Annotated in this window: 13 protein-coding genes; 9 read left to right on the top strand and 4 right to left on the bottom strand. The window is 74.9% G+C overall.

Annotated features, from left to right (window positions below):
• Nucleotides 1–354: 354 nt before the first annotated feature.
• Nucleotides 355–1,212, bottom strand: coding sequence for a PhzF family phenazine biosynthesis protein (locus ACZ55U_RS35340; protein ID WP_465533022.1), 858 nt, complete (start codon nucleotides 1,210–1,212; stop codon nucleotides 355–357).
• Between the two features lie 38 nt (nucleotides 1,213–1,250).
• Entirely contained in the window at nucleotides 1,251–2,348 is a 1,098-nt protein-coding gene (locus ACZ55U_RS35335; RefSeq protein ID WP_465533020.1) for a DUF5937 family protein, read from the bottom strand.
• A 101-nt stretch (nucleotides 2,349–2,449) separates the two neighbouring features.
• Here ACZ55U_RS35335 and ACZ55U_RS35330 point away from each other — a divergent pair, with 101 nt between their 5' ends.
• The 4 genes from ACZ55U_RS35330 to ACZ55U_RS35315 all read left to right on the top strand — a co-directional run bounded on the left by ACZ55U_RS35330 (nucleotide 2,450) and on the right by ACZ55U_RS35315 (nucleotide 6,462).
• Nucleotides 2,450–3,724, top strand: coding sequence for an MFS transporter (locus ACZ55U_RS35330; protein WP_465533018.1), 1,275 nt, complete (start codon nucleotides 2,450–2,452; stop codon nucleotides 3,722–3,724).
• 130 nt (nucleotides 3,725–3,854) lie between these two features.
• A complete protein-coding gene (locus ACZ55U_RS35325; RefSeq protein ID WP_465533016.1) occupies nucleotides 3,855–4,658 on the top strand; it encodes an MBL fold metallo-hydrolase in 804 nt (267 codons plus the stop codon).
• Nucleotides 4,659–4,665: 7 nt separating this feature from the next.
• On the top strand, nucleotides 4,666–5,097 hold the full coding sequence (locus ACZ55U_RS35320; RefSeq protein ID WP_465533014.1) for a nuclear transport factor 2 family protein: 432 nt from the start codon (nucleotides 4,666–4,668) through the stop codon (nucleotides 5,095–5,097).
• Nucleotides 5,098–5,214: 117 nt separating this feature from the next.
• Nucleotides 5,215–6,462 carry an NAD(P)/FAD-dependent oxidoreductase gene (locus ACZ55U_RS35315; protein WP_465533012.1) on the top strand — a complete coding sequence of 416 codons (1,248 nt, stop codon included), beginning with the start codon at nucleotides 5,215–5,217 and terminating at the stop codon, nucleotides 6,460–6,462.
• A gap of 77 nt (nucleotides 6,463–6,539) precedes the next feature.
• Here the strand turns inward: ACZ55U_RS35315 and ACZ55U_RS35310 are convergent, their stop codons facing one another.
• Nucleotides 6,540–7,136, bottom strand: a complete 597-nt coding sequence (locus tag ACZ55U_RS35310; protein ID WP_465533010.1) for a GNAT family N-acetyltransferase — start codon at nucleotides 7,134–7,136, stop codon at nucleotides 6,540–6,542.
• Nucleotides 7,137–7,428: 292 nt separating this feature from the next.
• On the opposite strand from ACZ55U_RS35310, the gene ACZ55U_RS35305 reads away from it, so the two are divergent.
• Both ACZ55U_RS35305 and ACZ55U_RS35300 read left to right on the top strand, forming a co-directional pair.
• Nucleotides 7,429–7,797 carry an RNHCP domain-containing protein gene (locus ACZ55U_RS35305; protein ID WP_465533008.1) on the top strand — a complete coding sequence of 123 codons (369 nt, stop codon included), beginning with the start codon at nucleotides 7,429–7,431 and terminating at the stop codon, nucleotides 7,795–7,797.
• 26 nt (nucleotides 7,798–7,823) lie between these two features.
• Nucleotides 7,824–8,252: an RNHCP domain-containing protein gene (locus ACZ55U_RS35300; RefSeq protein WP_465533006.1), complete on the top strand. Its 429-nt coding sequence runs from the start codon at nucleotides 7,824–7,826 to the stop codon at nucleotides 8,250–8,252.
• A 65-nt stretch (nucleotides 8,253–8,317) separates the two neighbouring features.
• On the opposite strand, the gene ACZ55U_RS35295 is transcribed toward ACZ55U_RS35300, so the two are convergent.
• Nucleotides 8,318–8,890 (bottom strand): universal stress protein, encoded by a 573-nt coding sequence (locus ACZ55U_RS35295; RefSeq protein WP_465533004.1) that lies wholly within the window; start codon nucleotides 8,888–8,890, stop codon nucleotides 8,318–8,320.
• A gap of 273 nt (nucleotides 8,891–9,163) precedes the next feature.
• On the opposite strand from ACZ55U_RS35295, the gene ACZ55U_RS35290 reads away from it, so the two are divergent.
• The 3 genes from ACZ55U_RS35290 to ACZ55U_RS35280 all read left to right on the top strand — a co-directional run bounded on the left by ACZ55U_RS35290 (nucleotide 9,164) and on the right by ACZ55U_RS35280 (nucleotide 12,465).
• Complete coding sequence (locus tag ACZ55U_RS35290) at nucleotides 9,164–10,954, top strand: oleate hydratase (RefSeq protein WP_465533002.1); 1,791 nt, start codon at nucleotides 9,164–9,166, stop codon at nucleotides 10,952–10,954.
• Nucleotides 10,955–11,107: 153 nt separating this feature from the next.
• A complete protein-coding gene (locus tag ACZ55U_RS35285) occupies nucleotides 11,108–11,455 on the top strand; it encodes a GntR family transcriptional regulator (RefSeq protein WP_465533000.1) in 348 nt (115 codons plus the stop codon).
• On the top strand, nucleotides 11,452–12,465 hold the full coding sequence (locus ACZ55U_RS35280) for a DUF1648 domain-containing protein (RefSeq protein ID WP_465532998.1): 1,014 nt from the start codon (nucleotides 11,452–11,454) through the stop codon (nucleotides 12,463–12,465). The genes ACZ55U_RS35285 and ACZ55U_RS35280 overlap by 4 nt, the downstream gene beginning before the upstream one ends.
• Nucleotides 12,466–12,605: the final 140 nt, after the last annotated feature.

The raw sequence follows: 12,605 nt of genomic DNA, 5'->3' as shown, positions 1-12,605 counted from the left end.
CTCCCGCCATCGCGTCCCGCCGGTCGGCGAGGCGGGCCGGGTCGCTGCCGTCGGGCTCGCTTGAGCGCACCGCACGCAGCCGTCGGAGCGCTCGCTTGAGCCCGGGGTCCAACACGGGGGCTTTTCTCACCTGTTGGCGATTCTCCGCCGAGGGTACGACCGCACTCCGGGCCGGCCCGTCAGCGCCCGGAGCCAGGAGTCCGGCCGCGCCTCCCGCCCCCAGGACCCCGCCCGGCGCTCACGTGAGCACGGGGCCCGGCCCCGCCGCACACCGACCGCGCCGCGGGCCGGGCTTCGAAGAGGCCGAGTCCTGCTCCGGCCCCCGTCCTGACGCCCGCCGCCGTGGCGGAACAGCTACCCGATCGCCACGGCCGTCCCCGAGACCCGGACCCGGGTGTCCTCCGTCCGCAGCTCGACCCGCAGCACGCCCGGGCGGCCCAGGTCGTCGCCCTGGTGCAGGGTCAGCACCGCCGGGGCCCGCACCGCGCCCAGTTCCCGCAGGTAGGCGCCGAAGGCGGCCGCGGCGGCGCCGGTGGCCGGGTCCTCGACCACGCCGCCGACCGGGAACGGGTCACGGACGTGGAAGACCTCGGGCGTCTCGCGCCAGGCGAGTTGGAGGGTGGTCAGGTCGCGGGCCCGCATGTGGGCGGCGAGCCCGTCGAAGTCGTAGTCCAGGCGGGCCAGCCGCTCCCGGGTGGCGACCGGCAGGACGAGGTGCCGGGCGCCCGCGTAGGCGACGCGCGGCGCCAGCGCCGGGTCGAGGTCGGCGGCGGACCAGCCGAGCAGGGCGAGCGCCTCCTCGACGTCGTCCGCCGGCACCTCCTCGACCTTCGGCTCGACGCTGGTGAGGGTGGCGCGCAGCAGCCCGTCCGCCGCACGCTCGACCTCGACCGGGACGTCCCCGGCCGCGGTCGCGAAGACGTACCGCCCGGGGCCGACCCGCTCGGCCAGCGCGACGGCGGAGGCGACCGTGGCGTGGCCGCAGAACGGTACCTCGGCGAGCGGGCTGAAGTACCGCACCCGGTAGGTGTCTTCGCCCGGGCCGGCGGTCAGGAAGGCGGTCTCGGAGTACCCGACCTCCGCGGCGACGGCGAGCATCCGCTCGTCGGTCAGCCCGGTGGCGTCCAGCACCACGCCGGCCGGGTTGCCGCCCTCGGGGCGGGTGGCGAAGGCGGCGTAGCGCAGGACGGTGGGTGCGGCGTCGTCGTTCATGACCGGACGAACGTCCGCCGCCCCGACGCTGTTCCCGCTCATCGCAGCACCGCCTCCAGGAGGTCCGAGCCGAGCCGGGCGCTGCCCGCCAGGTCGAGTTCGTAGAGCATGTACCGCCCGCGCCGCCGGGCGGTGAGCAGCCCGGCCTTGCGCAGGACGGCCAGGTGGCGGGAGACCTCCGGTGCGCTGAGCTGCCAGGCGGAGGCGAGTTCGCCGGTGGTGTGCGGGCCGCGGGCCATGGTGCGGGCGAGGCGCAGCCGGACGGGGTGGGCGAGCGCCTCCAGGCGCTGCTGGACGAGGGCGAGCGAGACGGGCTCGGGCAGGCCGGCCTCGGCGACGGGGTACTGGAGGACGGGCCGCCAGCCGCGCTCGTGCACCACCAGGAGGTGCGGGCGGCCGAAGGCGCTGGGGATGAAGGTGACGCCCCCGGCGTCGGTGCCGCTGGTGGTGTTGTCCTGGAGCTTGTCGATCACGATCCGGCGCCGCCCGTCCGCGCCCTGGTCGAGGGCGACGGAGGGCGAGATGTCGGCGAGCGCCTCGCCGAGGCCGCGGCGGGCGAGCAGGTCGGCCTTGCGCCGGGCGTCGGCGGCGAGGTCGGGCAGGACGCGCTGCCAGGCGTCGGCGAAGAACGCGGACCGGCAGTCCTCCAGCATCCGCCGCACCAGCGCCCGGACGGCCGGCGGGTCGGCGAGCAGCCGGTCGGCGAAGGCGGCCTGCCGGGGGCCGCGGGCGAGGGCGAGTTCCCGGGCCCGCTCGTTGGCCGCCGGGTCGGTGAGCGGGGAGCCCATCCGGTGGGTGAGCCGGGAGGAGCCGCAGGTGGTGATGAGCGCGGCGGCGACGTACCGCTCGTCGTCGATCCGGTCGATGGCGTCGAGTTCCTCGGTGAGCGTGGCGCCGGGCAGGCCGGGGACGAGGAAGTCGGCGCGCGAGGAGCGCCAGAGGAAGTCGGCTTCCAGGAGCCGTTCGGACAGCTCGGGCGGGATCACGGCGGCGGTGGAGCCGGCCCAGCCGTGCAGCGCGGGGTGGTGCGCGGGCTCGGAGAGCACGTGCAGCATGGCGTTCAGCTCGGCGAGCGGGGAGGGCGTGAAGAGGAGCCGCTCGTCGGGCAGGCCGGTGATGTCGATGGTCAGGCTCACACCCGCGATCCTGCCACCCGCCGGCGGCCGGGCCCGCGCGGATTGACGGTTGACGTCAATCCGCGTGCCGGGCGGGCCGGACCGGGCCGACGGTACCGGCCATGAACCTGATCCGGGAGAAGTCCGCCCTCGTCCCCCCCGCCGCCCACCGGGGCGAGCCGTCCGTCCCGCCGAGCGGCCCCGGCCGCCGGAACCGGTCCGCGCTGCTGGGCCTGCTGACCGCCGCCGGCGGCCCCCGCTACGCCGTCGCGCTGGTGGTGGACGCGGTGGGCGGCGGGCTGCTGCGGCCGTTCCTGCTGCTGTACGGCGTCGGTGTGCTGCACCTGGGCGCCGGTGCGGCGGGGCTGTCGCTCTCGGCCGGGATGGTGGCGGGCCTGCTGGTGGTGCCGCTGACCGGCCGCTGGATCGACCACGGCGCCCGGACCCTGCCCGCCGCCGTGACCCTGGTGCTCCGGGCGGCGGGTGCGCTGACCTTGCTGCTGGCGGACGGCCTGCCGGGGTTCGCCGCGGCGGCGGTGCTGTTCGGGGTGGGCAGCCAGTCCTGGCCGACCACCCACGCGGCGGTGGTGAGCACGCTGACCGAGGGCCGGCTGCGGGACGCCGCGCTGGCCGCCGGGCGGTCGCTGCGCAACGCCGGTCTGGGCGCGGGCGCCCTGCTGGCCACCCTGGCGGTGAGCGGCGGGGCGGGGGCGATCCGGCTGCTGGCCGGGGTGACCGGCGCGGCCTGCCTGGGCGCGGCCGTCCTGGTGGGCTCGCTGCGGGTGCGGGCGCCCCGGCAGGACCGGCCGGCCGACCCGCGGGAACGGGCGGAGCCGCTGCGCCGGATCACCCTGCTGAGCCTCGCCAACGTGCCGTACGCGTTCTGCTTCGACGTGCTGGAGGTGGCGCTGCCGGCGCTGCTGGTGCTGCGGCTGCACGCCTCGCCGGCCTGGTCGTCCGGCATCTTCGTCGGCAACACGGTGCTGGTGATCGCCCTCCAGCTGGCACTGGTGCTGCGGCTGGCGGACCGTCCGCGGCGTGCCGTGCTGGCCTCCGCCGGGGGGCTGCTGGCGGTGTCGTACCTGGCCTTCTGGGCGGTCGGCTCGCTGGGGGGCCTGCCGGGGGCGGCGGGCATCGCGGTGGTCTCGGTGCTGTACACGCTGGGCGAGATCCTCTACACCGGCTCGGGGACGGCGCTGGTGGCGTCCGTCGCCCCGCCGCACCAGCTCGGGCGGGCGCTGGCGCGCTGGGAGCTGTCGTCCGGGGTGGGCCGGGCGGCGGCGCCTGCCGTGCTGACGGCGTTGCTGGCCGTCGGCCCCGGGGCGCTGTGGGTGCCGCTCGCCGCGGCCACCGCGCTGGGGGCGCTGGCGGTGCTGCGGCTGGCCCCGGCGCGTTGACGGGCTCCGCCCCCGGCCCCGGGCTCGTGGACGGTCTCCGTTCCCGGGCGCGGCCCTTCCGGATGCGGACGCCGGGCCGAGCACGGATGCTGGCGGCGAGGCGCACCCGTCAGGAGGAGGGACCCCCAAGGTGAGTGCTCTTGACTTCGAGATCATCGACAGCCCCGACAGCTCGCTCAACAAGACCTCCGTCCTGGTCACCGGCCCTCAGGACGCCCTGCTGGTGGACGCCGGGTTCACCCGCTCCGACGGCCGCCGCCTGGTGGAGCGGATCACGGCGAGCGGCAAGCGGCTGACCACCGTGTTCGTCAGCCACGGCGATCCCGACTTCTACTTCGGCGCCCAGGAGGTCCAGGACGCCTTCCCTCGGGCCCGTTTCCTGGCCACCGCCGCGACCGTCGAGCGGATCCAGGACACGTACGAGGCCAAGCTGCGGGCCTGGGCGCACCTGGGGCCGGAGCTGCCCACCCGGCTGGTGCGGCCCGAGGTGCTGTACGGGGACGAGCTGGTCTTCGAGGGGCACCGCTTCGAGCTGCGCGGCGCCGACTTCCACCTGCCGGACCGGCACTACCTCTGGCAGCACCACCACCGAGCCGTACTGGGCGGGGTGCTGCTGTTCGCCGGCCTGCACGTGTGGACGGCCGACACCCCCACCCCCGCCCAACGGGCCGCCTGGATCGACCTGCTGGACGGCATCGAGGCCCTCCACCCGACCTGGGTGGCGGCCGGTCACCGGGTCGCCGGCGCGCCCACCGACCTGAACGCCGTCGACCACACCCGTGCCTACCTGCGCGCCTTCGAGACCGAGATCGGCCGGGCCGCGGACGCCGCGTCCGCCAAGGAGGCGCTGGAGCGGCGGTTCCCGACGCTGGGTCTGAAGATCGCGGTGGACATCGGCACCAAGGTCGTCATGGGCGAGATGGCGTGGGGGTGAGCGGGCCGTGATCGAGATCCCCCGGAACGTCTCCGCCTTCGCCGAGTCGTCCGCCCCCGCCGACGTGGTGCGCCGCCAGTACCTGGCGTCCGCCCAGGGCGACCTGGCGGCGCTGCGCGCCACCCTCGCCGAGGACGTCGAGTGGACCGAGATGGCGGGCTTCCCGCTGGCGGGCACCTACCGCACCCCGAAGGGCGTCACGGCCAACGTGATGGAGCGGCTGGCCGCCGAGTGGGACAACTGGACGGCGCACGACGACACCTACGTGGTGGACGGCGAGAACGTGGTGGTCCTGGGCCGCTACACGGCCGTCCACAAGGGCACCGGGAAGCCGCTCGCGGTCCGGGTCGCCCACCGCTTCACCGTGCGGGGCGGGCGGATCGTGCGCTTCGAGCAGTTCACCGACACCGCGCTGGTCAGGGCCGCGATGACCGCCTGAGGCCCCGGATTCACTCGAACGGGCGAGCATGGCGCGGCGCGCCCGGCGCGGCCTCGACAGGCCACCCGGACGGCGGCAGGCTGGCCCCGATCCGCGGTGGAGAGCGAGGAGTCGAACATGACCGACACGGGCACCAGTGGGCGCGAGCGTCCGATCGTGATCGTCGGGGCGTCCCTGGGAGGCGCGAAGGCCGCCGAGGCACTGCGCGAGGCCGGGTACCGGGGCGGCATCGTGCTGATCGGCGAGGAGCACGAACGCCCGTACGAGCGGCCCCCGTTGTCCAAGGGCTACCTCCAGGGCAAGTCGCCCCGGGAGAAGATCTACGTCCACCCGCCGCAGTGGTACGCCGACCGCGACGTCACGCTGCGGCTGGGCACGGCGGTCGCCGCGATCGACCCGGCCGGGCACACCGTGACGCTCGCCGACGACGGCCGGGTGGAGTACGCCAAGCTGCTGCTGACCACCGGCTCGGTGCCGCGCCGGCTGCCGGTGCCGGGCGCCGACCAGGACGGGGTGCTCTACCTGCGCCGGGTCGAGGACAGCGACCGGATCAAGGCGGCGTTGCGGCCGGGCGCCCGGATCGCGGTGGTCGGCGCGGGCTGGATCGGCCTGGAGGTGGCGGCCGCGGCCCGCGGGGCGGGCGCCGAGGTGACGGTGCTGGAGGCGCTCGAACTGCCGCTGCTGCGGGTGCTCGGCCGGGAGGTCGCCCAGGTCTTCGCCGACCTCCACCGGGACCACGGGGTGGACCTGCGCTTCGGCGTCAAGGTGGCCGAACTGACCGGCGAGGGCGGCACGGTGAGCGGTGTGCGGCTCGCCGACGGCACGACGGTGGCGGCCGACGCGGTGGTGGTCGGCATCGGCATCGCCCCCGCCACCGGCCTCGCCGAGGCGGCCGGACTGGAGGTCGACAACGGGATCAAGACCGACCGGCACCTGCGGACCTCCGACCCGGACGTCTACGCGGCCGGCGACGTCGCCAACGCCTACCACCCGCTGTTCGACCGCCACATCCGCGTCGAGCACTGGGCCAACGCCCTCAACCAGCCGCAGACCGCCGCCCGCGCCCTGCTCGGGCAGCCGGACGCGGTGTACGACCGGGTCCCGTACTTCTTCACGGACCAGTACGACCTCGGCATGGAGTACGTCGGCTACGTCGAGCCGGACGGCTACGACCAGGTGGTGTTCCGCGGCGACCCGGCCACCCGCGAGTTCATCGCGTTCTGGCTCTCCGGCGGCCGGGTGCTCGCGGGGATGAACGTCAACGTCTGGGACGTCACCGACCCGATCCGCGAACTGGTGCGCTCGGGGCGGGTGGTGGACGCCAAGGCGCTGGCCGACCCGGACGTGCCGCTGGACGCGCTGTAGCGGTGGCGCCGGAGGGCCGGGCGCGGGCCGCCCGGTACTCCCGGACACCGGGTCGGCGGCCGGCCGCCGAGCCCCGGTCACGCCCTGGCGCCGCGCCGCATCACCCAGAGCGCCGGCCCGTCCTCGGGCAGCCGCACCTCCTCCAGCAGCTCGAAGCCGAAGTGCCGGTAGAACGGCAGGTTGGCCTCCTTCGAGGACTCCAGGTAGACCGGCAGCCCCGCCGCGTCGGCCCTGGCCAGGCCCGACCGCAGCAGTGCGCCGCCCTGCCCCCGGCCCTGGGCGGCCGGGTCGGCGCCGAGGACGGCGAGGTACCAGTGCGGCTCCTGCGGCGCGGTGTCGGCGGCCGCCTCGACGGAGCGGCGGAACGGTTCCGCACGGTCCGCCAGGAGCGTCGTCAGCTCCCGGAGCGTCCCCTCGTCCGGGACGGCCTTGTCCTGCGCCCACGGCGGCACCCAGAAGGCCGCCGCGTCCGCGGTCCGCTCGCACACCCCGTGCCGGCCGTACTGCCGGGTGAACAGCGTGCGGAAGTAGCCGGCCAGCCCCGCCCGCCGGCCGGCCGGGTCGGGGAACAGCCACCGCGTCATCGGGTCGTCGTCGAAGGCCAGGGCCAGTAATCGGCTGATCGACGGCGCGTCATCACCGCTCGCCGCCCGCGGCACGTTGGTCATCTGCATACGGACATGCTGCGCGCCCTTTATCTCCCGCGTGGCGGCGAGGGTGGGCGCGCGGAGATATTCGTTGGCGGATATTCGTTGGCGCCCGGGCGATCGGCGTGGTTACGCTGACGCCGTTCCTTAATCGATCGACCCGGGCCGTGCGCCCGACCGGAGAGGGTGTCTTGATGTCCCGGACCGCGCCGAGTGCGCCTCGCCACACCGCCTGACGAAACCGGCTGACGAACCGTCGAGGCCGCTCGGCCTGCTCTTGCTGTCATCGCAGAACCCTTCAGCAAGGAGCACACCCCGGGTGTCCAGCACCTCCAGCACTCCCCCCGTCCTGAAGACCTCCACCTTCGCCTGCGCCTGGTGCGGTCTGACCGTGTCCACCTACGCCGCCGACGGCACGCGGCGCAACCACTGCCCGTCCTGCCTGCAGTCCCGGCACGTCCTCGACCACGTCGAGGGCGGTCCGAGCGACTGCCACGGCCGGATGTCGCCGATCGCCATCGCCGTGCTGCGCACCGGTGACTGGACGGTCGTCCACCGGTGCGTGCGCTGCGACGAGTTGACCTCCACTCCGGTCTGCGCGGACGACAACCAGCTCGTCCTGATGCGGATGGCTGTCCGGCCGCTCGCCCAACCGCCGTTCCCGCTCGAAGCGTTCGGCACCCTCTGAGCCGCGCGCACCGGAGGGAGCGAACGATGTCACGACGCAAGAGCACCCGCGGCCGGGGGCGGCCGGAACGCCGTCCCCAGCGGCACAAGGACGTCCTCCACGGACGGGGCGGTCACCGGTCGAACGCCTTCCGCTGCGTGGGCTGCCGGCTGGACGTCCCCCTGGACGCCCCCGGTACCGCCCACCGCAACCACTGCCCGAACTGCCTGGCCAGCCGTCACGTCGACGGCCGGACACCCGGCGACCGGGCGGCCGGCTGCGGCGGCCGGATGGCCGCCCTGGGCCTGTCGGTCCGCGCGGACGGCGAGTGGATGGTCATCCACCAGTGCCTGTCCTGCGGCGAGTTGAGCGCGAACCGGATCGCCGGGGACGACAACGCCCTGGCCCTCGTCCGCCTGGCGCTCAGACCGTTGCGGGACCCCACCTTGGCCCGCCGCGCCCTGCTCACCCTGTAACGGCTCGATCCGCGTCCCGATCGGGACGCTCACGGTGGGCCCGTCCGCACGGGCGGGCCCACCGCTCACCCGCGGGCCCCGAAGGGTTCGGCCTCCGGTACGAGCGGCCGGTGGCGCCGGCGCGCCTTCTCCAGCCGGTGCGCCCTCTCCAGCCGGTGCAGGTCCTCCAGCAGGGCGGGCGCCGGGACGGTCAGGACCGGGCACACCGCCCGCCGGGTGCAGTAGCCGGGCACCGGGCGCCGCAGCCGGCGGTGCAGCGGGCCGCCGGCCCGGCCGAGGACCAGCAGGTCGTCCGGCCGGTCGGCGACCTCCACCAGGGCCGGCCCGGTCTCGCCGCGGACCACCAGCGGGTGCAGCGGCACGCCGGGGTCGGCGCCGCCGAAGGCCGCGTCGAGGGCGTCCCGCAGGCGGCGCTCGGCGGTCTCCCGGACGGCGGCGAGCAGCGGCGGACAGGGCGAGCGCCGGTAGCCGTGTTCGCCGCCGGGCGGCTCCCAGGCGTGCACCGGCACCAGCACGGCGCCACGGGCGCGGGCCTCGGCGGCGCCGCGGTGCAGCGCCGCCAGGCTCCCCAGCGACCCGCTGACCCCGACCACCACCCGGGGCCCCGTGCCGTTCCCGTCCCGTCCGTTGCCGTGCATGATCCGTCCTCGTGTGGTCGCGTCCCCGGTCGTCCTCCAGCCAACCGCCGCAACGCGGCTGACCTGCTCCTCTTGACGGCTTCCTGACGCCGGGGGCCGGGTTCCCAACGCACTCCATACGCCGCCCGCCGGGCGCCCCCGCCACCCCCGCATCACCCGTTCGGCCTATTCAACGGGCGAAGATCACCGCCAGGTGGGTGGATGGAGAAGGCCCGCCGGGACCGGTACGTCCGGCGGGCCGTTCGATGCCGAATGTTCTAGGGAGCACGGGCTTTGTACTACAGCAGCGGCAACTACGAGGCGTTCGCCCGGCCGAGGAAGCCCGAGGGGGCCGAGCGCAAGCGGGCGTGGTTCGTGGGGTCGGGGCTCGCCGCGTTGGCCGGAGCGGCGTTCCTGGTCCGGGACGGGCAGGTGCCCGGCGAACGGGTCACGATCCTGGAGCGGCTGAAGCTGGCGGGCGGCGCGCTGGACGGGATCAAGGAGCCCGAGAAGGGGTTCGTGGTCCGCGGCGGGCGCGAGCTGGAGGACCACATGGAGTGCCTGTGGGACCTCTTCCGCTCGGTGCCGTCGCTGGAGATCGAGGGCGCCTCCGTCCTCGACGAGTTCTACTGGCTGAACAAGGACGACCCCAACCACTCCCTCCAGCGGGTCACCGAGCGCCGCGGCCAGGACGCCCACACCGACGGCCTGTTCGCGCTCGACGACAAGGCGCAGAAGGACCTGGTGCGCGTCTTCCTCGCCACCCGCGAGGAGGTGGAGGGCAAGCGGATCGACGAGGTCTTCTCGCGCAACTTCCTGGACAGCAACTTCTGGCTGTACTGGCGCACCATGTTCGCCTTCGAGGAGTGGCACGGCGCGCTGGAGATGAAGCTGTACCTGCACCGCTTCATCCACCACATCGGCGGCCTGCCGGACCTGTCGGCGCTCAAGTTCACCAAGTACAACCAGTACGAGTCGATGGTCCTGCCGCTGACCCACTGGCTGATGGACCAGGGCGTGGAGTTCCGCTACGAGGTCGAGGTCACCGACATCGACTTCGACATCTCCCCCGCCACCGCCGGCTCCCCCGGCCGCAAGCAGGCCACCCGGATCCACTGGCGGGAGGCCGGCCGGGAGGGCGGCGTGGACCTCGGCCCGGACGACCTGGTGTTCGCCACCATCGGATCGCTCACCGAGAACTCCGACAACGGCGACCAGCACACCCCGGCCCGCCTGAACGAGGGCCCGGCGCCGGCCTGGGACCTGTGGCGCCGGATCGCCGCCAAGGACCCGGCGTTCGGCCGTCCCGAGGTGTTCTGCGGCAACATCGCCGAGAGCAAGTGGGAGTCGGCGACCGTCACCACCCTGGACCCGCGCATCCCGCGCTACATCCAGAAGGTCGCCAAGCGCGACCCGTTCAGCGGCGGCGTCGTCACCGGCGGCATCGTCACCGCCCGGGACTCCTCCTGGCTGCTGAGCTGGACGGTCAACCGCCAGCCGCACTTCAAGCAGCAGCCCGCGGACCAGATCGTCGCCTGGGTCTACTCGCTGTACGTCGACCGCCCGGGCGACTTCGTCAAGAAGCCCATGCAGGAGTGCACCGGCGAGGAGATCACCCAGGAGTGGCTGTACCACCTGGGCGTGCCGGTCGAGGAGATCCCCGACCTGGCCGCGAACGCCGCCCGCTGCGTGCCGGTGATGATGCCGTACGTGACGTCCTTCTTCCTGCCCCGGCACGCGGGCGACCGGCCGGACGTGGTGCCCGAGGGCGCCGTCAACTTCGCCTTCATCGGCCAGTTCGCGGAGACCACCCGGGACTGCATCTTCACCACCGAGTACTCGGTGCGCACCGGCATGGAGGCCGTCTACCGGCTGCTCGGCGTCGAGCGCGGCGTGCCCGAGGTGTTCAACTCCACCTATGACGTGCGCAAGTTGCTCGCCGCCACCACCAGGCTCCGCGACGGTGCCGAACTCGACGTCCCGGGGCCGGAGTTCCTGCGCAAGCGGCTGCTGCGCCGACTGGAGTCCACCGAGATCGGCGAGCTGATGCGGGAGTTCGGCCTGATCGAGGACGAGCGGAAGTAGCCGCGGCGCGCGGAGCACGCCGACGGGCGGGCCCCGGGGAGCGCGGGAGGCCGGAGACGGCCGTCCCGCCGCCCGGGGCCCGCCCGCTTCCGCTGCGCCCCGGCCTCCCGGGCAGTGGCACCGGACATGAATGGTGCTATCGTCAGTAGCACCATGTTGCTGAAACTGGACGTCGGGGACACCCGGCCGCTGCACGAACAGGTCGCCGGCGCGATCAGACGGGCCGTCGCCGAGGGCGAGTGCGCCCCCGGGGACAAGCTGCCCCCGGCCCGGGAGCTCTCCCGGGCCCTGGGGGTGAACTCCAACACCGTCCTGCGCGGGCTGCGCACGCTGCGCGACGAGGGGGTGCTGGAGTTCCGTCGGGGCCGCGGCATCACGATCGCGACGGGCGCCGACACGCGCTCCGAACTCATGGACCGCGTACGTCAGTTGGTCGAGGAAGCGGCCCGGGCCGGCTACAGCAGGAACGATCTCGTGGACATGATCAGGGGGATCTCGTGACGGACGAGGCGACCACCTCGAAGGGGAACACCACCCGCCGGCCGGCCCACCGCGGTGCGCTCTGGGCCGCGGCGGCCTGGGCGGTCGGTGTGCTGGCGCTGCTGATCGTCCTGCCGCTGACGGCGCGCCACCGGCTGCCGGACCCGCTCGCCACCCACTGGGGCGGACGGGACCCGGACGGCTCGATGCCGCTGGCGGCGGCCGCGCTGTTCCCGGCGGCGGTCTGGGCGGTCCTGGTGCTCTCCCTGGCGGCCCTGCGGCGGTACCGGGTCGACCGGGCACCCGGGGTCGCGGCGACGACGCTGGCGGCCGGCGGTGTGCTGCTGACGGGGGCCCAGGGTTCCGTCGTGCACGCCAACCTGGACCGCGCCCGCTGGCAGGACGCCGCCCCGGTGGGCGTCGAGGTGGCCCTGGTCCTGCTGGCCGCCGGCCTCGCCGGGCTGCTGGCCTGGCTGGCGAGCCGCCGTCACGCAGGCCGTCCCGAACCGCGTCCGGCGGCCGGGGCGCCGCTGCTGGAGGCCCCCGTCGGCGAGAACTTCGTCTGGCTCTCCTGGGTCGCCAACCCGTGGCTCCAGCTGGCCGCGGCGGTCTCCGGGGTGGTCGCGGTCGCCGCCGCGCTGACCTCGGCGAGCGGGCTGACCGATCCGCACTGGTTCCTCGTCGTGACGGCCGCCGTCCTGGCCCTCGCCCTCCTGCTCTGCTCCTCGGCGCAGGCGCGGGTGACCGCCGACGGCCTGACCGTCGGCTTCGGCCCGTTCGGCCGGCCCGCCCGCCGCTGGTCCCCCGCCGAACTCGAATCCGCCCGGGCCGAGCAGCGCACCGCCGCGCAGGCCGGCGGCTGGGGCTACCGGATCAACGGGCTCGGCACCACCGTGATGCTGCGCGGGGGCGCCTGCCTGGTGGTCCGCACCCGCCGGGGCGCCGAGTTCGCCGTCAGCGTGGACGACGCCGATCGCGGGGCCGCGCTGCTCAACGCGTTGATCGCCCGCACCCGGCAGCCCGCCGGCTGAATCGTTTCCGCACGAGCGCCGGGGGGGGGGGGGGGGGGGGGAAAAAAAAACCCCCCCCCCACCCCCCCCCCCTCCCCCCCCCCCCCCCCACCCCACCGCTCAAAGCCCACCGCCCTACAACCACAAACACCCCACACCCC

Source organism: Kitasatospora sp. NPDC034533, from assembly GCF_055575155.1.
The sequence above is the reverse complement of the archived record's forward strand: the minus strand, read 5'-3'. Positions and strand labels throughout refer to the sequence as shown.

Bases quoted from the DNA above. Each gene is read 5' to 3' on its own strand.
- ACZ55U_RS35315 (WP_465533012.1), top strand. From the start codon at position 5,215: ATGACCGACACGGGCACCAGTGGGCGCGAGCGTCCGATCGTGATCGTC.
- ACZ55U_RS35285 (WP_465533000.1), top strand. From the start codon at position 11,108: ATGTTGCTGAAACTGGACGTCGGGGACACCCGGCCGCTGCACGAACAG.
- ACZ55U_RS35330 (WP_465533018.1), top strand. From the start codon at position 2,450: ATGAACCTGATCCGGGAGAAGTCCGCCCTCGTCCCCCCCGCCGCCCAC.
- ACZ55U_RS35340 (WP_465533022.1), bottom strand. From the start codon at position 1,212: ATGAACGACGACGCCGCACCCACCGTCCTGCGCTACGCCGCCTTCGCC.
- ACZ55U_RS35310 (WP_465533010.1), bottom strand. From the start codon at position 7,136: ATGCAGATGACCAACGTGCCGCGGGCGGCGAGCGGTGATGACGCGCCG.
- ACZ55U_RS35300 (WP_465533006.1), top strand. From the start codon at position 7,824: ATGTCACGACGCAAGAGCACCCGCGGCCGGGGGCGGCCGGAACGCCGT.
- ACZ55U_RS35295 (WP_465533004.1), bottom strand. From the start codon at position 8,890: ATGCACGGCAACGGACGGGACGGGAACGGCACGGGGCCCCGGGTGGTG.